This is a genomic window from Deltaproteobacteria bacterium, from assembly GCA_013151915.1.
Classification (GTDB): Bacteria; BMS3Abin14; BMS3Abin14; order BMS3Abin14; family BMS3Abin14; genus BMS3ABIN14.
Window position 1 is genome coordinate 17298 of the sequence record JAADHJ010000028.1, and the last position, 22366, is coordinate 39663.

Below are 22366 nucleotides of genomic sequence, written 5' to 3' on the forward strand. Positions count from 1 at the left end.
GGGCACCATGGAAAAGCATCTGATTGTTTACATATCCGCAATCGTAACCCTTTTCACCCTTGCCTTGACCAATCCGCGTCCAGCCGCAGCCTTTGGCGGGGCTGGGTGCGGTGAGGGGGAGTGCAGCAGCTGCCATGAACTGAAGGTTGAGGATGCCTCCAGAATTCTGGAGGGATTGGTGGACAAAGTGGATAAGGTGGACTTCTCCGAGGTGCCTGGCCTTTATTCCGTTGAAGTGGAAAGCAAGGGAAAAAAATACCTCATATACGTGGATTTTTCGGAGAAGTTTATCATCTCGGGCAACGTCATCCGCATCGCGGATCGAAGCAACAGGACCCGGGAAGAGTTAATGACGATAAGGCGGATCGATCCGACGGTAATACCGATTGGAGACGCACTGGTCATTGGAAATCCCAAGGCGCCAAAAAAAATCATCGTTTTTACTGACCCTCAGTGCCCCTACTGCAAAAATCTACACCACGAGATCAAGAAGGTAGTCAGGGCCGATCCGGACATCGTCTTCTTCATCAAACTCTATCCCTTAAAGAAGATCCATCCTGACTCCTACCGCATCGCACAGGCCATTGTATGCGAGGACTCCATTGACCTGCTGGAAGCGAGTTTTGCCGGAAAGAAGATCCCCGATCCCGAATGTGAAAGCGATGTTGTTGACAACAACATTGAACTGGCACGAAAGCTTGGAATAACCTCTACCCCGACCATGGTCCTGCCTGACGGACGCCTGGCGACGGGATACATGCCGTCCGAGGACATATTGAAGCTGATTGACGGCGGCGGCGGAAAGAACCACTAGCGCCCATTTTCACCGTTGGACATTAATAGGGTTTCCTCGAAGATCAGTCTGTCCTCGTCCGTGGGGATAACGAAGATTCTCACACGGCTGTTCTCCGTGCTGATCTCACCCTCTCTCCCTACCGTCATCTCGTTGGCCTCCGGATCGAGGATGAACCCCAGCCCCTCCATCCCCTCCAGGGTTTCGGACCGGATCCTCGGGGAGTTTTCCCCGATCCCTGCTGTAAATACCAGAGAAGCCGCCCCACCCAGGACAGCATGGTATGCGCCGATATATTTACGTAGTCGGTACGTAAAAACCCGCAGAGCCAGGGCAGCCCGATCATTCCCCTTTTCTCTCATAGCCAGCAGATCCCTGACGTCCGGGGAAAGCCCTGAAATCCCCAGCAGGCCGCTTTTCCTGTTTAATAGATCGTATACCTGATCGCTCGTCATCCCGGCGCATTCCGGAGACATGAGTTCCGTGATTATCGCCGGATCCAGATCTCCACACCGTGTTCCCATGACAAGCCCCTCCAGGGGTGTAAACCCCATGGACGTGTCGACACACTTCCCATCCCTTACAGCCGCTACGGAACAGCCATTGCCAAGGTGACACGTAATAATCGAGGTCCCTGCAGGGCTGTCCTTTCCCATCATCTTCCAAGTCCGATCCGCCACATATTGGTGACTTATCCCGTGAAAACCGTACCTCCGAATCCGGTATTTTTCCGCGAGTTCCCACGGGATGGCGTAGGTGAAGGCTTCCGGCGGCATGGAAGAGTGAAAGGCCGTGTCGAAAACAGCCACCTGGACCGCCCCGGGGAGTTTTCGTGAGGAGAACTCAATGCCGCGGATGTTGTGGGGATTGTGCAGGGGCGCCATCCACGAGTTGGCCCTCAGGGTATCCATCACCTTCCCGTCCAGGATTCGGGACCGTGAAAACCGGCTCCCGCCATGGACAACCCGGTGACCCACCCTCCCGATGGCGACGAGACCTTGGGGAAGGGCGTCATCTACATCGGAAAAAACCTCCTCAAGGGCGGCGGTGTAGTTACGAACACGATCGGCCAGGCCATGGTGAAGGAGAATTCCCCCGTCCGCCCGGAAAACCGAGTATTTGATGCTCGATGAACCACAGTTTAAAACGAGAATGTGCATGTTAGGGAAGCTGCCCGCAGAATTCCCCCCGGGCCTTGGTTTCCTCGATCCACTTCCATCGCTCCAACAGGTAGGGCTTTTCTTCCTCGAAACACCTGGCCTGTCGCTCGACCACCTCCTCGGCCTGGGAGTTGTTCATCCCCTCCACCGCCCTTGCAAAACTGGCCACCCGGGCATAATAAAGCGGGGTCAGAAGCTGCACAAGTTTAAAGCGGTTCTTCCCCCAGCAGTGGTAGGTCGAGGCGGCGTCGAAAAGGACATGCGCCCATATGTTGTCGTCCATGTCAAAGCCGTCTCCGGTCTCGGCAAGCTCTTTTACCATGGCGAAGGATTCCTCGCTGAGTATCTGTTTCCACAGAGGACTGAACTGGACGTACCCGTGCATGAAGGACTCGATCATGGCGTCGACGTAGATGGGAAACTCCTCAGGCTCAGTCTCAATTTCGGTTCCGGTGATCGGAACCTCTTCGCTGCCGGTAACCTGGCGCCAATGATCCACATTCTCCTCCATCAGGCTGAACATCGTGGCGATCACCTGCCGGAACATGGGACCCAGGCTCTCGGATGGATCCTTCACGTCGTGGACCTTTGCTCCCAACCGGGCCTGGCAGATATGGAAATCCCGGACCAGGGCGGTGGTGGTGAGCCAGATATCGATACCGAAGCGCCCCACATCCGTGTCCCACACGTCCTGGTTGTAGATCTCCTTCACCACGTCTCCCGAGAGGGCGAAATCCCCGCCGATGGGCTGCCGGATCCTCTTCCCGTAAAGTGCACTGGTCATGTTGTAGACGAGGTTATTGGTAATTGTGCCGTCGAACTTGAACCTCTTATAGTACGGGGCCACAAATTGGTACCCATCCTCGAGGATGGGACAGAGCAGGTTCCTGATCCACTGGGGACTGATACTGCGGAGGTCTGAATCCACCACCAGACATGCCTTTGCCTGGAGGAACTCGGAGACCTCCAGGACCGCCCTTAACGCGGATCCCTTGCCGGGGACTCCACGGTAGATGGTGATAATCTTTTCCTGGAAGGGGAAGACCCGAACACTTTCCGCCTCCTCCCGGGAGTCATCCACCGAGCCGCCGTCCGAGACGATAATGACGGCCCTCTTGTCGGGGTAATACCTGTTCAGCCCACGGCTGATCTGCAGAATCACGTTCCCGATGGTGCTCTGGTTATTGTAGGAGGGCAGCCCCACCACGAGGTCGGCTTTTTCGATGAGCTCCACGCGGGATCTTACGTCTTTTCTGAGCGCAGTAAGATATTTCATCCTTTCCCTTTCAGGCTAATCCCCCATTTTAAGAATATCAAAATAGCAGCAATCCGAGCGGATTAATATCCGAATCGGACCTCGAACCCCGCAAATTCACCTGTCGCCGTCCCGAAGGAGACATCCACCTTTTCCACAACCGCCGCGGGAGGACCATGGTGGGACCACTCGATCAACCTGTCCAGAGCCTCCCGCGGCCCTTCCGCAATGATCTCCACCGTACCGTCAGAGAGGTTGCGTACTATTCCCGCCAGCCCTATTCCCGACGCCTCGCGAACTGTACCGGCCCGAAAGGCAACGGCATGTACGCGTCCGTGAACGATCATTCGAACCCTCTTATTTCCAGTCATCGCACTCCCCTCAAAAATAACCCGTCCCGTTCAACGATAGCGGCCGTTACGAGGCTTCCCGGGCTTAATCCCTCCACTCCCTCAAGGACCACCCTTGCGTAATTGTCGGCGAGGGCGACGGTCCCGCCTCCGTTCCAGGAGTTCTCCGGCACAACGGTAAGTTCCGCTCCAACCAGGCCATCCAGGAAATCCCGCAGGTTTCCGGCGGCCACCTCACGAAGCGTTCTGACCCTGGCCTTTTTCACACGGTGCGGCACGTCGTCGCTCATACCGGCCGACCGGGTTCCAGGCCGCGGCGAATAGGGAAAAGCGTGCAGAAAGGGTATGGCAAGGCTTCGGATCAGATCCTCGGTCCGGCTGAAATCATCCTCCGTCTCCCCGGGGAACCCGCAGATGACGTCGCACCCTATCCCGATGCCGGGCACCATTTCCCCGGCACGATGGACAATTCGGGTAAAATCGTCCCGAAGGTAGGGCCGACCCATGGCCTGGAGTACCCTGTCGCTACCGCTCTGGAGCGGGATGTGCAGGTGCCTGCAGATGCGGCCGGGTGACGAGGCCATGATCTCCAGGAGACGTCCGGTAATCTCAAGGGGCTCCATGGAACTGAGCCGGATCCTGCCGGGGAGGTCCTCATCCAAAAGGCGCCAAAGAAGGTCATCAAGGTTGACTGCAGGGGATTGATCCTTCCCGTACAGGCCGAGATGGATGGCGGTGAGGACGACCTCGCAGCGGCCTCCCTCCATGAGTTTCCGGATCGCCATGGCGACCTTCCCGGGAGCCAGGCTGCGGCTCTTCCCCCGCACCGACGGAACGATACAGTAGGAACAGCTGTGATCGCAGCCGTCCTGGATTTTCAGAAATCCCCTGTCCCGGCCATCGACACCCACCCCTGGGTCCTCGGGCCAGTCAACCCAAGGCACAGTTTCCGAAAAACCAAGCATCTCGGGTATTTTGCCCTTTTCGGCCGGATCAACAACCTGATCCACCTCGGGCATCCGCACAAGCTGACCGGGGGCCCCCTTGGACATGCATCCCGTCACAATCACCCTGGCGCCGGGGTTGGCCCTCCTGGCCCTGCGGATGGCCTGGCGGCACTGGGCTTCGGTGGGACCGGTGACCATGCAGGTGTTGACGATAAGGATATCGGCGCTTTCCGGTTCGGACCGGGCCATTCCATATGTCTCCATGCCGGAAGCAATTGCGGCTGTGTCGTACTGGTTGCTTTTACAACCAAGGGTAATGCACGCATAGGTTCGGGGCCGCACATCCAGACCAGGGGTGTTTTGCTTCATGGGGGTAATTTACTTGAAATGGGGAAAAGGGAAAAGCCGAAATTTTAAAAATGGGATCAAAAGCTGATTTACCACAGCGCAACCCCTCGCAGGCTGCTCCACAGGGTTTTAAAGTAATAAATAAGATTCTTCCGGATAATGCGTACCTTTATTATTCTGCTGTCATTGCGAGGAATATCGAGGGAGACGAGAGTGACGCGGCAATCCCGGGTTTACACGTTGAACATTGAACCTTCTTCATCCCGCTGAACGTTGAACCTGTTCCCTCACCGGCCCCTTCCGCCTCCTGAACTACCGCCCCTGGAGCCGGTGCCACCTCGTTCCATGCCATCGCGGGAGAACCCGGAATCACGGCTGTTACGCCCATCCCGGCCCGACTGGGCGATCCTTTTCCTTATCTCCTGCTGAAAACGAATCTGGAAGAGAATATAGCGAGCCGTGTCGGCAGGTGAAAGGATGGAGCGTACCTTCTTGAAGTGCCTCTCCTCTATCAGTGCCTCCTCCCGGCGGTTTTTCTGCAGACGATCCAGGATCTTCGCTATCTCCGCCTGGTTGATGTCGTCGCTCTTCAGAATTTGGGCCATCCTCCGGACCAGTTTCCGGTTCTCGGCCTCAATCTTCTGGCGGCCTTCATCGGCCTCCCGCATGGCGGGAAACAGGCGAGCGCTCGTCTGTTCGTCAAGGTTGAGAAACTCCGTCAGCTTCCAGGCTCTCAACGTCTCGATCTTTTTCCTCACCCGGCTGATGTCCTGCTCCGATGGTGGATTTTTCCAGTCTTCCGCCCGGGCGGTCCCCTGCAGTGCACCAACCAGGAACAGGGCGAATATAATCGTGATAACGGGTAGTCTGTTTCTCATGATCTCACCTTCCTTCAACTTCTGATAGGGTCGTAAAAAGTCCATCCACGGCTTTTTACTCCACGGAAAGCGAAAAGTGCCATTTTCTCTTTCCTCACAAATCAACAACCTGTCCCGCAAATCGATGACCTGCGGGACAAGTCATTGATTTGCGCGCCCCTCCGTAGGCGCGTTGATGACTTTGCAAAAAGTCATCAACCTCTGTTCGACATCTCGTCGATGGCCCTCTCCAGTTCATTGATGGTGTCGGGGTCAATGAGCATGTACTCAAGCTCCCCGTCGGCAGGAATCGGGGAGATAAGAGCGACCTCTTCCTCCGTCAGTCCGACCTCTATATCCAGGGCAGCCTCAACAGCCAAGGTATTCTCGCCTCCATGGGAAAGGAGGTCCTGTTCCGGACCCAGGTCCACCAATGAGAGGGGCCCCATCCCGGAGAGGTTTTCAATCCTGTCAACCGGAGGGGTACCCGGGACAAGGAAAAAGAGAACCAGCGCCGCCGCCACAGCAGCAACGGCCAGTCCACCAAACCATTGACGCCTTGCGCCTTTCCGCTCCCGGGCCCCTTTCATAACCTTTTCCGGCAGATCCAGCCAGAAACCATCGCCGGGATCCGGGACCTCGATCCTTCCCATCGCCACGATGAGGGCGCGCTCTGCAGCGCATTGTCGACACTCATCCAGGTGGGCCACGGCCCTCCCGGTCTCCTCCACGGATAACCTTCCCCGGACCAGGTCGGGCAGATGTTCCCTTGTCCACGGGTCACGGCACATCAATTTCCCCTGCCTCCAATGATGACTTTGAGCTTCCGCACGGCCTGGTGGTAGTTGGCCTTTGCGGCCCCCACGGAGCATTTCATTATATCCGCCACCTCCGAGAAACGATATCCCTCATTGATTCTCAGGACGAGAGCCTCGCGCTGTCTTGGAGGAAGGTCGCTCATGGCTCTTTGGACCATCCCTCTTTCCTGCCTTTCTGAAACCGCCGCAAAGACATCGTCATCGGACGGCAGGACCTTTTCATCGATGGGAAGGTGTCTTCTCCTTGCCTCATCCCGGAGATGGTTTCTGAAGGTATTGACGGCGATCCTGTAGAGCCAGGTTTTGAATGAGGACTCACCGCGAAACCTCCCCATGGAGCGGTAGGCCTTGATGAAGGCATTCTGCACGACTTCGGCGGCATCATCCCTATTGCCGGAAAGTCGGTAGACAAAAGCGTAAACGGCTTTCTGGTGGAGGCGAACCAGATCCTCGAAGGCCCCATCATCCCCATCCCGGGCCATATTGACAAGATTACGTTCATCCATATTCTCCCTGTCTTTTTCCATCGCTCAAAGGCTTTCTGACATTGTAGACACCCAGACAGGCAAAAGGTTTAAACGATCCACCCGCCCCCCAGCACATACTCCCCGTCATAGACCACCGCCGCCTGGCCCGGAGCCACGCCATGTTGAGGATCATCGAAGTCGACGGAAAAGGACCCGTCGGACCCGGCATGGATCCAGGCCCCCGCCGGAATGTGACGGTGCCGGATCTGCACCTGCCCTCGGAACCGACCTGAAGGCGGGGTGCCGGAGATCCAACGACCCCTCTTCGCCAATAAACCCGAAGATGCGGCCTCATCCCTTCCGCCCAGAACAATAGTGTTGGACTCCACATCGACGCGGACGACATACAGCGGTTCTCTAGCGGCAATGCCCAACCCTTTCCTCTGCCCCACGGTGTAGCAGACGGCCCCGTCGTGCCTGCCGATCATGTTGCCGGATGTGTCCACTACCGGCCCCGGCCGTATGCCGCCGCCCGATGATTTACGGATAAATTCCTTCAGTCCGCCGGAAGGGATGAAACAGATCTCCTGGCTGTCCGGCTTCTCATGGACCCGCAGGCCCAGGTCCCTGGCGCGAACCCTGACTACGTCCTTGCTCAGACCGCCCAGGGGAAACAGCAGACGCGAAAGTATTTTCTGGTCTACGGGGAAAAGGAAATAGGACTGGTCCTTGGAGGGATCCACTCCCCTTGCGAGGTGATATGAGTACTCATGGACGATCCTGGCATAGTGGCCCGTAGCGAGCATATCGGCGCCTATGCCTCTTGCCTTTTGCAGCAGGTAGCGGAACTTCAGGTGTTCGTTGCACCATATACATGGGTTGGGAGTCCGTCCTTCAAGATAGGTCCTCACAAACGGCTCCACGACCTCGGCCATGAACTCCCCGCGCAGGTCCATACTGTAATGGCGGATGCCTAGAGAGGCGCATACCGCCCGGGCATCAGCCAGATCCTCAGTTCCGCAGCAACCTGTCTCCAGACCCGGCACATCCTCGGCCCAGAGCAGCATGGTGACCCCGATCACCCTGTATCCTTCCTCAAGGAGGATGGCGGCGGCAGTGGAGGAATCCACACCGCCGCTCATGGCCACCATAACGGTTTCTTTACGGCGTTTCATTTGATGGGGTCGTAAAAAGGTCCATTCATGGCTTTTTACTCCACGGAAAGCGAAAAGTGTTATTTTCACTTTCCTCACAAATCAACAACTTGCGTTGCAAGTCATTGATTTGGGCGCCCCTTAGTGGACGCATTGATGACTTTTTACGAAGTCATCTTCATTGGTTGGCAGGCAAATGTGCTGGATTCACTATCAAATGGGGGAATATATTATTTTCCGTGCTTTTCCCGGTAATCCTTGATGGCGGCATGAAGAGCGTCCGCCGCCAAGTTGGAGCAGTGCATCTTTATGGGGGGCAGGCCGTCAAGGGCCTCAGCAACAGCCTTGTTGGTAACGCTCTCGGCCTCATCGAGACTCTTACCCATGACCATCTCCGTGACCATGCTGCTTGTGGCGATAGCCGAGCCGCACCCGAATGTCTGGAACTTGATGTCCTCGATGGCATTATCCTTGACCTTCAGGTAGATCTTCATTATGTCCCCGCAGGTTGGATTTCCCACTTCCCCCACCCCATCGGCACCTTTTATCTCGCCGACGTTCCTTGGGTTCCGAAAATGGTCCATTACCTTCTCGCTGTACATACCCATCCGGTTCTCCTTATTTGGCCTGATTGTACTGTTCACTCCACCTGGCCCCCAGAGGGGACATGGCCCTGAGCCTCCCGACGATGGACGGAAAGATATCCAGGAAAAACTCAATCTCCTCCCTGGTGGTTCCGCGGCCCATGCTGATGCGAAGGGTTCCCTGGGCCAGGACGGTATCGATCCCCATCGCCACCAGAACGTGGGACGGCTCGAGGGATCCGGAAGAACAGGCCGACCCGGTCGACACCGCCACACCCTCCATATCGAGGGAAAGGAGCATCGATTCCCCTTCCACCCTGCTTACACTGAGGCTGATGGTGGAGGGGAACATCCTGTCAGGACCGCCGTTGATCACGATGTCCTCTATTTTTTCGGTAAGGGTTTCAACAAGTCTCTTCCTGAATGTGGTCAACCGGCGGAAAACGTCCTCTCTCTCCGTCTCAGAGAGAAAGACGGCCTCGCCCAGGCCCACGGCGCCGGCAACGTTTTCGGTCCCGCTCCGCCTTCGCTTCTCCTGCGCACCCCCGATTATCAGGGGGTCGATCCTTGTTCCCTTCCGAATGTACAGTGCTCCGATGCCCTTGGGCCCGTAGATCTTGTGTCCTGCCAGGGACAACATATCCACACCAAGATCGTCCACTTTCGTGGGAAGCTTGCCGAAACTCTGCACTGCGTCGGTATGAAAGGATACTCCTGCCTCGCGGGTAATGGCGGATATTTCCCGGATCGGCTGGATCGTTCCCACCTCGTTGTTAACGTGCATTACGGAGACAAGGATGGTGTCGGGTCGAAGGGCCTTTCTGATCTCCTCGGGATCTACCACACCATCGGAGGCAACTGGCACATAGGTGACATCGAATCCTTTTTTAGCCAGGTATGAGGCCGACTGCATGACTGCGGGGTGCTCGATCATCGTTGTGACAATGTGGCCCTTTCGGGCCGCGAAAGCGACACCCTTGAGGGCCGTGTTGTCGCTTTCGGTCCCACCGCTGGTGAAAACGATCTCGTTGGGAGATGCTCCAAGCTGGTCGGCAATCCTGCTTCGCGCCTCGTCCAGGTGGACCTTGACCTCCTGGCCAAAGGAGTGTGCGCTGGAGGGATTTCCGAAAAGCTCCCCATAAAAAGGGAGCATCCTTTCCCTGACCTCCCGGCGTAATGGCGTAGTCGCATTGTGGTCAAGATAGATTCTCTGCATTATTTCTCTCCTCGTCTTCCTCAAGATATCCGGCGTCCCGAAGGAGATCCGCCAGGGTAATCGAGTTTAAAAACTCATGTACCCTGAAAGAAAGCCTCTCCCACAGGTGGTGCGTGGTACAGTAGGGATATCGGCTGCATGGGTCTTCCCCGACTGTTTCTTCGGTACACAGGAAAAGCTTCTCATCCCCCTCCACAGCTCGAATTACATCGCCTATAAGGATCTCCCCAGGGACCTTGTTTAGAACGTAGCCGCCGCCAGGCCCCTTCTTCCCCTTGACAACCCCCACCTTCTTTAACTGGTTGAACAGCTGCTCAAGGTAAGAGTGGGAGATCCCCTCCCGCGAGGAAATATCCGACAACCTGACCGGTCTCCCACCCTCCGAATTCTGGGCCAGGTCAAGAAGGGCTCGCACCGTATAACTGGCCCGGGTGGTGATCTTCATTTGGCGCCGGCCTTTTTGGAAGGGGACGGTTTTGTTGCCTCCTTGATGGACTTCTTCACAATATCGTCAAGTCTGCGACTGAGTTCCTCGAACCTGGACTGCTCCTGATCTTCCTTCTCGCTGATGGCGTTCAGGCGTTTATGGAGAATGTTCACATGCTCCATGAGGCAGGTGAAAGCCTGGGCGACAGGGTCGGGCATCACCTGGTGATCAAGGTCCACCTCACCGACTTTTCTGCCCTCCTTCACCACGATCCTTCCTGGGATTCCCACCACTGTGGAGTTCGGCGGCACCGCATTGACCACCACCGAGTTCGACCCGATACGGCTGTTTTCACCAACCTCGAATGGCCCGAGGACCTTGGCTCCCGCACCAACTACCACATTGTTCCTGAGAGTCGGGTGCCGTTTTTCTTTTTTCAGGCTCACCCCTCCCAGGGTTACACCCTGGTAGAGGGTCACGTTCTCGCCTATTTCCGCGGTTTCGCCGATAACAACGCCCATGCCGTGATCGATAAAAAACCCCTTCCCGGCCCTGACGGCAGGGTGGATCTCAATGCCGGTCAGGAACCGTCCCACATGGGAGAGTAACCTGGCAAGAAAGAACAGGCGCCACTCCCAAAGGCGGTGGGAAATTCGATGAAGGACCACGGCATGAAATCCGGGGTAGCTGAAAACCACATCCAGTGCGCTCCGGCATGCCGGATCCCTCTCTTTGGCAGCCCTGATGTCGGCCTTTAACGTTTCAAACATGACTCTCTCCTATTCCTGACTGGAAAATTCAGTTATTGTGGAATCTAACTTTACTTAGGGATTTTGTCAACTATTCCAGGGGAGAAAGTTCATTACGGTAGGACGTGTGTTTGGAAGTTGTGATAAAGCAGCCAGACCCCCAGACCATGGTTCATGGCTTCTTTCTGGACTCTGGACTTTAGACCCTGGACTCTGGACTCCGCGACTCTGGACTCCGCGACTCTGGACTCTGGACTATTTTTAACCCGCCTCGAAACTTGGGCGCGTCGCGCCTAATCAATCCGCTTCGAGGTATTTCTTCAACAGGCGAAGCTTCTTCGCTCCTACCCCACGCACCCCGTCAAGTGAATCAACAGTCCTCGTCCGGACATTCCTGGAAAGGAAAGCATACATCCTCCCCGCAAGGACAGGACCCACCCCAGGTATCAGGGCCAGTTCCTCTTCCCCGATTGAGCTCAGGTCCATGGGTATCTTCCATACCCACCTTTCCACCTGGGTCATTGTGCGTATACGCCAGCCGGAGCTGCTCCGCCAGGCGACTCCAGCCCTGGGCAGGACAAACCCGGAACACAATGGATCAACTTTAAGGCCAAGGGATAACACAGCCCCTTTAACGGTTGTTCCCGAGGGAAACAGGACCAGGCGGCCCACGGGGGTATCAGTGGCATCGAGGATTCTTGTCTCCAGAGGCGGCGGCCACGGGTCCATGGCGGCAAAAGCGGCCTCGGGGGGGAAAAGCGGACGCCTGACCCACACCCCAAGCCTCCCTAACGTGAAAACAGCCAGAAAGAGGATGAGGAGCGTTCGCGCCCTTCCGCAGTTCCATCCATTGTCGGGATTCATGCCCAAGGGAAAGCAATATGGATGCCAAGGGGGTCCGGGGTCCAGAGTCCAGAGTCCAGAGTCGCGGAGTCCAGAGTCCAGAGGGCAACGTGCAGCAACGTCATTGCGGGGAGCAGCTCCTTAACCAAAAAAAAACCGCCCCGTTTTATGGGGCGGCTTGAATGTTCCGGCGGAAGAAGCTTTACTCTGTGTAGCCTTTCGAATAGTCCGCCGTCTCCTTGAGCTTCCTGGTCTGCTCTTCCGAGAATTTGAACATCGGCAGAAGCCACTCGGCAACGAAGATGAAAACAATGGGGACGATCATGATGAAGATAGCGGTGGTAATACTCTCCCTCCCGAACAGTTCCGGACGGTACGCCTGCCGCATGCCGGCCAGGGACTTCGAGATCATCTGACCCCCGATGACGACATTCCATCTCATGGCAAAGACCTGGATAAGGAGAAGGGACGCTGCTGTGAACGAAAGGGTGTTGGCTACCTTATCGCCCATATTCCTGTCCAAAAGGACTATGATCATGAGAAGAATGAACGGGATAAGCACCCCCATGATCATCTGGATACCGATATAGGAAAGGGCCAAGGGCCCGGTAAGCAGCTGCCGGATGATCTCCCATTCCTCGGCTTTCTCATAAGCCAGGGTGATGATCTCCAGCATTTCCAGGGACGCGGTAATGATGAGAAACAGCCACAGCCAGCGAACCATGGTGCCGATGCATGCCCGGTCGATGACCAACCCCTTGAGCTTCATCGCAACCTGATACATCACTATCAGGGCCGCGATTCCGGAGACAACGGCCGAGAATATGAAGATGATGGGCATCAGGGGTGTGGACCACCAGGGATTGGACTTGAGCGCCCCGAAAAGGAATCCGACATACCCGTGGAGCAGGAAAGCAGCGGGAATACCGATGGCCGCCAGGAACTTGACCGCCCTCCTGTCTATCTGCTGGGCCTCCTCCGAAATATCGTAGACCCCAAGAGCCAGGAGCTTATAGATCCACTGTTTCAGGCCACGGGACCTTCTTGCATAGGTTACGATATCCTTCCGGTACACCAGCCAGACCTCGAACAGGAGAATGATCATGTATCCACCGTAAAAATAACCGAATCCGGCCATGGCGGAGGTGAAGTTCGGGGTTATCATGACATTAATTCCCCGTAGCGGATGGCCCAGGTGGAGCAGAAGGGGCCATGTCGCCACGAGCAGAAATGCCAGGGAAGCTATGAGGGCAAACCGGGCAATGGGCTTGAGGGATTCAAACTCGAATACGTGGTAGAGGGAAGACACGATGAAGGCGCCTGCCACCAGCCCTGTGACATAGGGATAAAGGACGATCATCAACGACCAAAGGATGTGAAGGTCGTTGGGAAATACGTAGCCTAGTACCTCATGCATCAGCGGACCTCCTTGTCTAGTCCGATATAGTAGCATTTCGGTTTGGTCAACATCTGCGGCTGGAGAACACCGATCCTTTCAGTGTCAATGATATGCCTCACAGGATCATAGGGGTCCTTGACATCACCGAACATCCTGGTCCCGGTGGGACAGGCCTGGACGCAGGCCGGTCTCAACCCCCTGGAAATACGGTGATAACACCAGGTGCATTTGTCAGCCGTTTTAGTTCTGGGGTTAAGGAATCGGCTGGCATAGGGACAGGCCTGAACGCAGTAGCCACACCCCATGCACCGTTCGCCATCCACGAGAACCAACCCGTCGGGGGAGAGGTAGGTCGCACTGAAGGGACAGACCTGAACGCATGGGGTCTGGGCGCAGTGATTGCACATTTTGGGAACGTAATAGGCCTTGGACACGCCCTCGGTTCCAGCGGTGCTGGAGGGGAACCCGTAAAGGCCTCCATCGGGGGAATCAATCTCGACCGGCCGGTCGCGACCCTTCTGGTAACGCTCCACCCAGGTCCGGTAGAACTCGTCGGGCACATCATTTTCCTTCTTGCACGCCCTGACGCAGGACCCGCAGCCGATACACTTTTTCAGATCTATGACGTAGGAGAATAAATGAGCAAACGGATCATACCCATCGGGAAAGCCCCCAGGCTGCATATCCGTCGCCGCCGATGCAGCTTTAAGTTTCCCCGGAGCAAAGAGGGAAATGACGGACGACGTGGCCCCGACAATGGTAACACCGATCGCCGCCCGCAAGAAACTTCGTCTACTCAGATCTTTCATGCCGACTCCTCGCTAATTGGATTCGCTGATAAACCCTGCCGGTCCTATATCTTGGGGTCATGAGGATCATGACATTCCATACACACGTTGGGACCAGGTTCGACGCCCATCTCCTTAAGGTGCTGGACCACCTCAACTGTTGGAAAACCCTTGGGTTTTGCCGGCTGGGCATCGTGGCATTTGATGCACAGGTCCTGAGCGGAATGGATCTCCATTGGTGCGGTTCTTTTAAATTGGCTGGGATTTTTCATGAACGCCTCGATGCTGGGATAATCCACGTGAGTTCTCAATGGGCCGTGACATGTCTCGCAGTTGATGACCCGGTGAGGAGTCTTAGCGATATTCTTGACCCGCTCCGCATGACATGGAGCGCAGGACTCAGGTCCGATACCGTGATTGGGTACACGGACGTTCATCTGTTCGGCAAGGTTGGCCCCCCTGAAGTGGCCGTATTCCCCAAAGGTATCAGGCACCAGAAGCCCGCGGCCAAGCAGATATCCGAGGGAAAGTACGAGCAAGATAAGCACGGCCCGCCACAAATGTTTGCTGTGTTCCATTTTTCTGCCTTTCGCAACTGGGATTGATTGAGGTTATTCACCTGGGGGATGATTTTCATTCTCTCCATAGAGATCATCTGAAGAAAAAAGCCACTTCAGAAAACCCTCCCCGGCGAACCGGGTGGCGGAGGGAACCATAACAGGCTCTTCTTCAAGCCTTTCATCCGACAAAAGCCATCCGGCAAAACCGTGCCGGCCGAAACGGTTAACAGGGGGAACCACAGCAGGCTCTTCCTCAAGCCTTTCGTCCGACAAAAGCCATCCGGCAAAACCGTGCCGGCCGAAACGGTCAACAAGGGGAACCACAGCAGGCTCTTCCTCAAGCCTTTCGTCCGACAAGAGCCATCCGGCAAAACCGTGCCGGCCGAAACGGGCGGTGGGAGGAAGCATGGCAGGCTCTTCTTCAAGCCTTTCACCTGAAAAGATCCACCCGAGAAAGCTCCTCCGGCCGAAACGGCACTCACGTGGGAGGGCTTCCGCTTCGTAAGGGAGGGAATCCGGGGAAAGAACCCAGGAGACAAAACCGTGCCGGCCGAAAGGGGACCGCTTACGGGCGATGGGATTTTCCGTCTGAAGTTTCTCCGGTGAGAGTACCCATCGAATAAATTGAACTAATTTCATCGGGTTTAGGTTTAAACGTATCAAGGAATCGAAGGCTCCTTAAAGCTTGTTTAGCATACCCTTAGAACGACAGCGTTAATGTCTATACCCGTTTAAAACTGAGGTCAAGGGTCTTTTTGCGAACCCATGGTCGGGTGTATGTGTTCACAATCGCAGGTCGGCGATAATCCCAATGGGACCCTTGAAAATTCCGGAATGGACAAAGGGATGCGAAAGTTTTGGACACATGCGATCCGGTCACAACTCGGCGCTTGTCACCGATCCACGGATGGCCGCTGATTCGCCGACCGTTGCGGCACCTCGGGCAAATCTCAGCCTGCCCGTGTAGATCGGGATCGCGACCTTCAGCATAAGGGTATAGAGAAGCGCTCCCGTCGCCCAGACCCCAAGGGAAACAAAGATCTCGGAATGGGTGGGAAAGTATTCGTAAATCTCACCCAGGGTCCCCGGGATGAAACCCGGCACCACCAGGCCCATTCCCTTTTCGATATATACGCCGATGATAACCAGCACGCACGCCATGTTAAGGGTCACCACATTATTCCTCGCCCTGGGGGAGAGGAAGAGGAAAAAGGCTATCAGGTTGAATATCAGGGCCGTCCAGAGCCACGGTACCAGTCCATGGTATCCGTGAAGGCCGAAATACAGGTATTGGAAAGGCGCCAGCTGAGCGGTGCCCGAATAGAACTCCTTGAACATCTCGGCACCGAAGAGGAAGAGGTTAAACCCCATGGCATAGGCGATCAGTTCGGCGATCTTTGAGATGGCACTGTCCTCGATCTCCAGATCGGAGATCTTCCGGAGAACCTGGAATATGATGATCATGAGCGCAGGTCCGGAGCAGAAGGCTGAAGCCAGGAAACGGGGCGCGAGGATGGACGCGTTCCAGAAGGAGCGTGCAGGCAGGCCGTTGTAGAGGAACGCCGTGACCGTATGGATACTTATGGCCCAGGGTATGGAGAGAATCACCAGGGGTTTCACGACGGCCATACTGTATTCCATGTTATGGGCGATGCGGTACATGACATAAAAAACAACTGCAATGTTTAAAACCAAATAGCCGTTCAGGACCAGTACATCCCACGCCAGGAGAGAGCTTGGAAAGTTCATTGTGCCGAAGAACGGAAAAAGATGCCAGACCCTGTCGGGACGGCCAAGATCGACCATGATGAACATGATGCACATGAAGATAGCAGCAATGGCCAACATCTCGCTGAAGAGCACGATCTCCTTGATGGGCTTGAAGTTGTAGATGTATGCCGGGATGACCAGGAGCACGGCCGCAGCGGCGACACCCACCAGAAACGTGAAGTTCGAAAGGTAGAACCCCCAGGAAACCTGATCGCGCATGGCCGTGACGATAAGCCCTCTTTTCAACTGAATGACGTAGGTGCTCCACCCCAGGAGCATGAAGAAACCGAGGATGCCGATCCAGATGTAATAGCCGCGGCTGCCCTTTACGATCTGCTTGAGGGCGATAAAGAAATGTTTTATTTGATCCATCATGACAATCGTCCCCTCGTTCTATGTGGCGAAGAAGTAGAAAAACTTTGGATACGTATTCAGATCCTCTTTGAGCCTGAAGATACGCTTATTTTCGATGCAGTAGCGAATCTCGCTCTTCGGATCCAGCATGTTTCCGAATTTCCTCGCCCCCACCGGGCAGATCTCCACGCAGGCCGGATAGCGGCCGGGTGTATTTCTTGTCCTCTGTATACAGAAGGTGCACTTCTCGACAATACCGTGATACCGGGGCCTGTTCCCCAGGTAATGGGTCTTGGTGTTGATCTCATCTTTCGGAATACCCGGACCGGTCCAGTTGAAATGTCTCGCTCCATAAGGACAGGCCGCCATGCAGTAGCGGCAGCCGATGCACCAGTTGTAATCCACAACTATAATTCCATCGTCCTCCTTCCAGGTAGCCTGGGTGGGACACGCACTGACACAGGGCGGGTTTTCGCACTGCTGGCACTGGGTGGGCATATAGAAGTACCCCTCCTCCGGAACCTTGTCGGGATTATAATACTTATCGGCGTTCTCAAGATCGTTGACCCATTTGTCGCCTTTTTTGAACCGCAGAACCGTAATCCACTGGATCTGAGGATCCCTCGACTGATTGTTCTCGCCGACACAGGCATATACACAACGGCGGCACCCGATACACCTGGACAGATCAAGACCGTAACCGAACAGGACTCCCGAAAGCGGTTTGTTGGCGGAAATATCGATATCCACGCCGTACTTCTCGGCATATTCCTGTTCAAGGCGCTTGAGGACCTTTTTCAACTCCTTGTCGTTCATTTCACGGAAGTGCTTCTGAAAAAAAGCATCCCAGATCGAGGCGTCAGCGTCCCGGGACGGCAAAGCCAGGGCAACGGATCCTAAGGCCGCTCCCTTCAGGAAGCTCCGCCTGGCAACCTTGTGTTCGCGCGGGGGGCTGATTTTGGGTTCCTTCATGGCGTTGGGCCTCTACTTGATATCCGCCGGTTTTATGGGCGGTGGTTTTGGAGTGATGGGTTTGAACCTGGGGTTGTGCGGATTATGGCACTGGACACATAGACGGTAGACCTTCTTACCGTTCCATTCCCCCGTGCGTTTCCCGTGAACGCCCGCCTTCCAATCCCTGAAGATCGTGCCGTGGCACTGGCCGCAGAGATAATAGGACTCCTCGAAGGTGACCAGTTTACCGCTTGCAAGGCGCAGATAGTCCCGGTCATCAGGGTTGTGGCAGTCCAGACACCAACGTTGCTTCTCAGCATGGTTGATCAGTTTTATGTTCTCGTGGAACTCCGTGAGTTCACGCCTGTTGGGGTTGGTCTTCTGGTCGGCGTGGCAATCGGAACACGGAAAAATACCCTCCGATAACGGTGGAGGGGTTATAAAGAGGTTTGGGATGGGCCGTTCCACCTCTTCGGGGGGGTTGGCTTCGGCAACGGTTTTGCCGGAATGGATCTTGGAGTCCGAACGGGCCGGCAACGGCGCCATCATCAGGAACACACCAAGAAGGACCGTTAGAACCTGGATTTTTCTCATGGTAGTTCCTCCCCGCGGGGAGCGCCGGCACAATGCCCCGGTGGCAACCGGATACCGCTCCAACAGAAAAAACTCCTCAAAGGTTGTAATTTTACCACTCATTCATCGCCCAGGCGAAAATTGCGACGGAACCTGAAAAAACAATAAACCCAGGCACAGCACAAGAGAGTTGCCGTAAAAATGAATTAAATAACAAGCGGATGCATCTGATGCGACGTTACAGTGAAACGGGGTAATTCACAGATAAGTTTCGGCGTATTTATATACCCGAGCAACTTCGTTGTAAAGAAAAAATCAATCTTCGACGTGGCGATGCCACCTGCTCAGCACTGCGGAACCAAGCGCGGCCGCTACCCCGAAGGACAGGACCCCCAACACAAGAGGAATACCTTTGGTCCCGAACAGGTCGACAATAAAGACCTTCATGGCGCCTATGACGGTAACTCCCGCCGCGACGTTTCGGACCTCCACATTCCTCCTGCGATACGCTTCCAGGAAGAGCAGGGCGGCCCCGACATTGATGATAATCGACTGGGCGCACCTGAATGCATCCGTTGGGCCTCCCAAAACCACGAAAGCAACGGCCCGTAAGGCCATAAAGGCACCGGTCAGGGAGACAAGCAGGAGGATCAGGGCGCTCCTGTCAGACCTGTCAAGCCGGGAAAAAAACAGGGCATGTCGGGGCGGAATGATCCTTCTCGCCCTACGATAGTGGAAAAATGAAACAGCCGTGATGGAGGCCATTGCGGCAATTGTAACCACAGGTGACGCTCCCGGTGGATTGCCGGTGAGAAGGATGAAAGAGGCGCCCATCACCGTTCCCTGGAGAAAGTAGGAAGTGACGCGGGTTCCCGCACTGCTCCACGCCACGGAAAGGTAGGAAAGGCCGTAGGCGGCCAGGGAGAGAACGGCCAGGGCGATCACGGATTCGCCGGAAAGGTCCCGGAAGGAGATGGCCAGGAGGAAAGCCGCCGGGAAGACCAGTGTATTAATGCCCGATGCACCGTCCTCTCGGCGTCTGACGATAACAAAAGCCATGCCCATGAGGACGGCTGCGATGAATGTTCCGAAGGCCCCCACCGCCACCATGGTTCCCAGGTCAGACTGCAGGTGGAACCTTGCGAGCATGTAGGCCCATGCGGAGGTTAAAGTCGGCAATATGGAATCGAACACCCCCAGCCGTTCCTCCTTCCTCCTTGGAATGCGGAGAAAGGCGAACCCGACATAGAAAGCGGATATCACCGTCAGGGATGGGATAAACCATACGCTGGAGTATATGCCGTTCAGAACCCCGCCATCCTTTTGGTACGCGAACATTTTGTAATCCCATGCCAGGTAGGAAAGCGCGGTCACCGAAAAGGCAACGATCCGGATCCACCGACATTTCGGCAGGTTCACGGCGGAAAAGGCGATAATATTTACCGCGAGGAGAAAGGCGGCGAGATAAAGAAAATTGGGATTGGGAAAATCAATAGGTATCCCGGCCGCGATAATCCCCATTGTACCCACACTGACGGGAATGGCCGCCCGGTATTTGTGGCTGATTACAGCCATTCCACCTGCCGCTACAACCAGCATGAGGTAGGCGGCAAGGGATGGAATGGAACCGAAGCTGGAATGCGTTTCGTAGACTACGGAAAAGAGAAGGAGTCCTCCGCTGACACTGAAGATGGGAGCGAAGGAATGGGATTTGGAGTACATGATCAACCCGGTTCCCTCGAGGAGTGAGGCATAAAGAACCCCGAGGATGGAACCGAAGGTGACCCCGATCATCCCGTTATCCGTCAGTGTTCTCAGGAGAAGGGCAAAAAGGAGAATAATACTGACGGCGGTAAACCGCGACAGTACAGCGGCCATCCCGCCCGTTGTCAGCCCTCCAGGCTTTGGTTCCGGGGCTGTTCCTTCCGGCAATGTTATGGCGGGTCTGCCGCCCCGGTCTGCCGCCGGAGAGGTTTTTATCGTTTTTTCCATGGCGCTGACCCTTCCGGTCAGCGCCTCCACTTCCCGCGAAAGTTTTTCGATCCTGCCGGACAGATCCTTCACGTCGTCAGCCATAAGTTCCCCTCACCGGGCGGTTTAATTGAACTTGTGGCAGTCCCCGCAAAATTTTTCGGGGTTATGATCCGTCCTGTCATCATGGCACTGATAGCAGGTATCCCTGTTGTTCACAACCCATAAGTGGGCCTGGTGACAGGTGGTACAGTCGGCATCTTTGTGCTCCTCCACCTTCACATGAAGCCCGCCAAGGTCATCGTGGCAATCCGTACATTCCACAAGGGGCCTGACCTTCTGGAGGTCCTGGTGGCAGTCCGAACACTCGAAGTCGCTCATGCCTCCATTTTTGGAATAGTGGGTAACGTTCTTCTCCTCGTGGCAGGTGGCGCAGTCCCTTGGCGGAAGCATCCCACCCGTATGGCAGGTGCTGCAGTTCATGAGAGCATGCTTACCTTTCAGCGCCCAGGGATGCCAGGTTTCCCATTTTGCCCCCGCAGGGTATCCCTCCGCCCAGTGCTTGCTTGGGCCGCTCTTTGGCATTGTATGGCAGATTGTGCACGTGCGCCGGATGACCTTGCCGTCCTTGCTGACATGTTTGCCGTCGTGGCAACGAAAACAGCCAGGGGAGTCCCTGTGCCCGATATTGTTGGGATACATCTTCCAGCTGACCTTCATGGACGGGAAGAAGTTCTGGTCGTATATGTACTGAATTGCCTTTATTGCCTGGTTGATATCGTCGGCTCTGGAGGCCGCCACCTCGGGGTATTTCCGATCGTAAAACGATTTGAGCTTGCTGTCTATCTCCTCGAAGGCCTGTTTCTTCGTTTTATAATCCCCTACAAGCACCCTTACCCCCTCACGCTTGATATAAGGCAAGGTGTGGTCAATGGTCTCATTCAGGAGAGCCTGGTCCATACTGCGCTGGGGGGAGTTAAAAATATGCGTCGGCCGGTTGTGGCAAACGACACAGTCCACAAGCCGAATATCCTTATCGCGTCCGCCCCCACTGTTTTCCTTCTCCTCGTAGTCCTGGAGTTTGTACTCCACCACAGTGCCGTCCGCCTGCTTGTCCCAGACGGTGGGGATTACCTGCTGTCCGGGATCTGCAGCCCTGAAAGTCACTTTTTCCTCCGAAAGCATGTGCCAGTGGATGCCGGACCCGACTTCCTCGCTCGAATTCTCGCCCCCTCCAATCTTCACGAGCATGGATACGTCATGCGGGGTGTTTTTCTCATCAAAACCGAAGTGGGTCCTCACCGTCATCTTGCTGCCGAAGAACTTCTCCGGCCAGTGACATTCCTCGCACGTTTCACGGGCCGGACGGAGATGCTCAATGGCCGGCGGGATGGGTTTGGGATAGGTTTTCAGGAGAACGGCGAACAGCTGCCTGGTGCCCGCGAGTTTGGATCTGACGTACCATCCCGCCCCCGGGCCCACGTGGCATTCCGTGCACAAGACCCTGGCATGGGGAGAGTTCTTCGCTGCGGTCGCCTCGGGAGCCATCACCTGGTGACACAGATCTCCGCAAAATACCCGCGACTCCGTAAAATGATATGCCTGGTAGGCAATGACCGTCAGGAGGATCACGGCAGACACCGTGCCTGCCATGAAGACAAAGAACCTTACCCTGTTCCCCGGATCGTTCAGGTCCAGGACTGGGAATTGCGGTATTTCGTCGGTGTGGCCCCTGCGCCTTCTTTTGTGTTCATCCCACATCCCCCACACAATGAGGAGAAAACCTGCCATGAAAGATACGGGCAGGATGAAAAAGAGCAGGACGCCGAAGTATGGCGATGAAAACGTGGCCAGAAAGTCGATGACAAGCAGTACGAGAATCGTCAGCGCCGACCCGATGGAGAGAAGCATCCCCAAATAGCTCATGGGATTACGCCACAGGCCTCTCTCAAAGATATTTTTACTTTCCGCCATTATTTACCCCTCCGTATATAATCGGGTCGTAAAAAATCCATCACGGCTTTTTACT

At 55.5% G+C, this 22366-nt stretch carries 23 protein-coding genes; 1 reads left to right on the forward strand and 22 read right to left on the reverse strand.

Translation table 11 applies throughout. The features are described from left to right. Window positions 1-7 precede the first annotated feature (7 nt). The gene (locus GXP52_05790) at window positions 8-814 is read left to right on the forward strand and encodes a DsbC family protein (GenBank protein ID NOY86793.1); all 807 of its coding nucleotides are present in this window, start codon (window positions 8-10) and stop codon (window positions 812-814) included. On the opposite strand, the gene GXP52_05795 is transcribed toward GXP52_05790, so the two are convergent. From GXP52_05795 to GXP52_05900, 22 genes are all read right to left on the reverse strand, one after another. Then, complete coding sequence (locus GXP52_05795; GenBank protein ID NOY86794.1) at window positions 811-1953, reverse strand: acetate kinase; 1143 nt, start codon at window positions 1951-1953, stop codon at window positions 811-813. The two genes, GXP52_05790 and GXP52_05795, sit on opposite strands and share 4 nt — an antisense overlap. Before the next feature lies 1 nt (window position 1954). Next, entirely contained in the window at window positions 1955-3229 is a 1275-nt protein-coding gene (locus tag GXP52_05800) for a glycosyltransferase (protein ID NOY86795.1), read from the reverse strand. Between the two features lie 62 nt (window positions 3230-3291). Further along, window positions 3292-3579: an acylphosphatase gene (locus GXP52_05805; protein ID NOY86796.1), complete on the reverse strand. Its 288-nt coding sequence runs from the start codon at window positions 3577-3579 to the stop codon at window positions 3292-3294. After that, window positions 3576-4874 (reverse strand): tRNA (N(6)-L-threonylcarbamoyladenosine(37)-C(2))-methylthiotransferase MtaB, encoded by a 1299-nt coding sequence (gene mtaB, locus GXP52_05810; GenBank protein NOY86797.1) that lies wholly within the window; start codon window positions 4872-4874, stop codon window positions 3576-3578. The genes GXP52_05805 and mtaB overlap by 4 nt, the downstream gene beginning before the upstream one ends. A 266-nt stretch (window positions 4875-5140) precedes the next feature. Continuing rightward, window positions 5141-5731: a periplasmic heavy metal sensor gene (locus tag GXP52_05815; protein ID NOY86798.1), complete on the reverse strand. Its 591-nt coding sequence runs from the start codon at window positions 5729-5731 to the stop codon at window positions 5141-5143. A gap of 194 nt (window positions 5732-5925) precedes the next feature. Further along, entirely contained in the window at window positions 5926-6501 is a 576-nt protein-coding gene (locus tag GXP52_05820; protein ID NOY86799.1) for a zf-HC2 domain-containing protein, read from the reverse strand. Further along, window positions 6501-7055 carry a sigma-70 family RNA polymerase sigma factor gene (locus tag GXP52_05825; protein NOY86800.1) on the reverse strand — a complete coding sequence of 185 codons (555 nt, stop codon included), beginning with the start codon at window positions 7053-7055 and terminating at the stop codon, window positions 6501-6503. Before GXP52_05825 ends, GXP52_05820 begins: the two co-directional genes overlap by 1 nt. A gap of 47 nt (window positions 7056-7102) precedes the next feature. After that, on the reverse strand, window positions 7103-8170 hold the full coding sequence (gene mnmA / locus GXP52_05830) for a tRNA 2-thiouridine(34) synthase MnmA (GenBank protein ID NOY86801.1): 1068 nt from the start codon (window positions 8168-8170) through the stop codon (window positions 7103-7105). Window positions 8171-8379: 209 nt separating this feature from the next. Further along, window positions 8380-8751, reverse strand: coding sequence for a Fe-S cluster assembly scaffold protein NifU (nifU, locus tag GXP52_05835; protein NOY86802.1), 372 nt, complete (start codon window positions 8749-8751; stop codon window positions 8380-8382). A 16-nt stretch (window positions 8752-8767) separates the two neighbouring features. Next, window positions 8768-9949, reverse strand: a complete 1182-nt coding sequence (locus GXP52_05840; GenBank protein NOY86803.1) for a cysteine desulfurase — start codon at window positions 9947-9949, stop codon at window positions 8768-8770. Beyond that, a complete protein-coding gene (locus GXP52_05845; protein ID NOY86804.1) occupies window positions 9930-10394 on the reverse strand; it encodes an Rrf2 family transcriptional regulator in 465 nt (154 codons plus the stop codon). The genes GXP52_05840 and GXP52_05845 overlap by 20 nt, the downstream gene beginning before the upstream one ends. Continuing rightward, complete coding sequence (gene cysE, locus GXP52_05850; GenBank protein ID NOY86805.1) at window positions 10391-11146, reverse strand: serine O-acetyltransferase; 756 nt, start codon at window positions 11144-11146, stop codon at window positions 10391-10393. Before cysE ends, GXP52_05845 begins: the two co-directional genes overlap by 4 nt. A 276-nt stretch (window positions 11147-11422) precedes the next feature. After that, window positions 11423-11902: a hypothetical protein gene (locus GXP52_05855; GenBank protein NOY86806.1), complete on the reverse strand. Its 480-nt coding sequence runs from the start codon at window positions 11900-11902 to the stop codon at window positions 11423-11425. A 268-nt stretch (window positions 11903-12170) separates the two neighbouring features. Next, window positions 12171-13385 (reverse strand): polysulfide reductase NrfD, encoded by a 1215-nt coding sequence (gene nrfD / locus GXP52_05860; protein NOY86807.1) that lies wholly within the window; start codon window positions 13383-13385, stop codon window positions 12171-12173. Next, on the reverse strand, window positions 13385-14176 hold the full coding sequence (locus GXP52_05865; protein ID NOY86808.1) for a 4Fe-4S dicluster domain-containing protein: 792 nt from the start codon (window positions 14174-14176) through the stop codon (window positions 13385-13387). The genes nrfD (GXP52_05860) and GXP52_05865 overlap by 1 nt, the downstream gene beginning before the upstream one ends. A gap of 44 nt (window positions 14177-14220) precedes the next feature. Beyond that, the gene (locus GXP52_05870; GenBank protein NOY86809.1) at window positions 14221-14733 is read right to left on the reverse strand and encodes a hypothetical protein; all 513 of its coding nucleotides are present in this window, start codon (window positions 14731-14733) and stop codon (window positions 14221-14223) included. A gap of 33 nt (window positions 14734-14766) precedes the next feature. Continuing rightward, entirely contained in the window at window positions 14767-15354 is a 588-nt protein-coding gene (locus tag GXP52_05875; protein ID NOY86810.1) for a hypothetical protein, read from the reverse strand. Between the two features lie 237 nt (window positions 15355-15591). Beyond that, window positions 15592-16860, reverse strand: coding sequence for a polysulfide reductase NrfD (gene nrfD, locus GXP52_05880; GenBank protein NOY86811.1), 1269 nt, complete (start codon window positions 16858-16860; stop codon window positions 15592-15594). An 18-nt stretch (window positions 16861-16878) separates the two neighbouring features. After that, the gene (locus GXP52_05885; protein ID NOY86812.1) at window positions 16879-17811 is read right to left on the reverse strand and encodes a 4Fe-4S dicluster domain-containing protein; all 933 of its coding nucleotides are present in this window, start codon (window positions 17809-17811) and stop codon (window positions 16879-16881) included. Window positions 17812-17823: 12 nt separating this feature from the next. After that, window positions 17824-18387: a hypothetical protein gene (locus GXP52_05890; protein ID NOY86813.1), complete on the reverse strand. Its 564-nt coding sequence runs from the start codon at window positions 18385-18387 to the stop codon at window positions 17824-17826. Window positions 18388-18681: 294 nt separating this feature from the next. After that, window positions 18682-20442 (reverse strand): hypothetical protein, encoded by a 1761-nt coding sequence (locus tag GXP52_05895; GenBank protein NOY86814.1) that lies wholly within the window; start codon window positions 20440-20442, stop codon window positions 18682-18684. Window positions 20443-20463: 21 nt separating this feature from the next. Further along, a complete protein-coding gene (locus tag GXP52_05900) occupies window positions 20464-22311 on the reverse strand; it encodes a cytochrome C (protein ID NOY86815.1) in 1848 nt (615 codons plus the stop codon). Between the last annotated feature and the right edge of the window lie 55 nt (window positions 22312-22366).

What these genes read in the sequence shown, in the direction of transcription:
- GXP52_05800 (NOY86795.1), bottom strand. Translation starts at nt 3,229, where the DNA reads ATGAAATATCTTACTGCGCTCAGAAAAGACGTAAGATCCCGCGTGGAG.
- GXP52_05865 (NOY86808.1), bottom strand. Translation starts at nt 14,176, where the DNA reads ATGAAAGATCTGAGTAGACGAAGTTTCTTGCGGGCGGCGATCGGTGTT.
- GXP52_05805 (NOY86796.1), bottom strand. Translation starts at nt 3,579, where the DNA reads ATGACTGGAAATAAGAGGGTTCGAATGATCGTTCACGGACGCGTACAT.
- GXP52_05890 (NOY86813.1), bottom strand. Translation starts at nt 18,387, where the DNA reads ATGAGAAAAATCCAGGTTCTAACGGTCCTTCTTGGTGTGTTCCTGATG.
- GXP52_05790 (NOY86793.1), top strand. Translation starts at nt 8, where the DNA reads ATGGAAAAGCATCTGATTGTTTACATATCCGCAATCGTAACCCTTTTC.
- GXP52_05825 (NOY86800.1), bottom strand. Translation starts at nt 7,055, where the DNA reads ATGGAAAAAGACAGGGAGAATATGGATGAACGTAATCTTGTCAATATG.
- GXP52_05900 (NOY86815.1), bottom strand. Translation starts at nt 22,311, where the DNA reads ATGGCGGAAAGTAAAAATATCTTTGAGAGAGGCCTGTGGCGTAATCCC.
- GXP52_05845 (NOY86804.1), bottom strand. Translation starts at nt 10,394, where the DNA reads ATGAAGATCACCACCCGGGCCAGTTATACGGTGCGAGCCCTTCTTGAC.
- mtaB (NOY86797.1), bottom strand. Translation starts at nt 4,874, where the DNA reads ATGAAGCAAAACACCCCTGGTCTGGATGTGCGGCCCCGAACCTATGCG.
- GXP52_05875 (NOY86810.1), bottom strand. Translation starts at nt 15,354, where the DNA reads ATGAAATTAGTTCAATTTATTCGATGGGTACTCTCACCGGAGAAACTT.
- GXP52_05840 (NOY86803.1), bottom strand. Translation starts at nt 9,949, where the DNA reads ATGCAGAGAATCTATCTTGACCACAATGCGACTACGCCATTACGCCGG.
- mnmA (NOY86801.1), bottom strand. Translation starts at nt 8,170, where the DNA reads ATGAAACGCCGTAAAGAAACCGTTATGGTGGCCATGAGCGGCGGTGTG.
- GXP52_05885 (NOY86812.1), bottom strand. Translation starts at nt 17,811, where the DNA reads ATGAAGGAACCCAAAATCAGCCCCCCGCGCGAACACAAGGTTGCCAGG.
- nifU (NOY86802.1), bottom strand. Translation starts at nt 8,751, where the DNA reads ATGTACAGCGAGAAGGTAATGGACCATTTTCGGAACCCAAGGAACGTC.
- cysE (NOY86805.1), bottom strand. Translation starts at nt 11,146, where the DNA reads ATGTTTGAAACGTTAAAGGCCGACATCAGGGCTGCCAAAGAGAGGGAT.
- nrfD (NOY86811.1), bottom strand. Translation starts at nt 16,860, where the DNA reads ATGATGGATCAAATAAAACATTTCTTTATCGCCCTCAAGCAGATCGTA.
- GXP52_05815 (NOY86798.1), bottom strand. Translation starts at nt 5,731, where the DNA reads ATGAGAAACAGACTACCCGTTATCACGATTATATTCGCCCTGTTCCTG.
- GXP52_05820 (NOY86799.1), bottom strand. Translation starts at nt 6,501, where the DNA reads ATGTGCCGTGACCCGTGGACAAGGGAACATCTGCCCGACCTGGTCCGG.
- GXP52_05795 (NOY86794.1), bottom strand. Translation starts at nt 1,953, where the DNA reads ATGCACATTCTCGTTTTAAACTGTGGTTCATCGAGCATCAAATACTCG.
- GXP52_05895 (NOY86814.1), bottom strand. Translation starts at nt 20,442, where the DNA reads ATGGCTGACGACGTGAAGGATCTGTCCGGCAGGATCGAAAAACTTTCG.
- GXP52_05870 (NOY86809.1), bottom strand. Translation starts at nt 14,733, where the DNA reads ATGGAACACAGCAAACATTTGTGGCGGGCCGTGCTTATCTTGCTCGTA.
- nrfD (NOY86807.1), bottom strand. Translation starts at nt 13,385, where the DNA reads ATGCATGAGGTACTAGGCTACGTATTTCCCAACGACCTTCACATCCTT.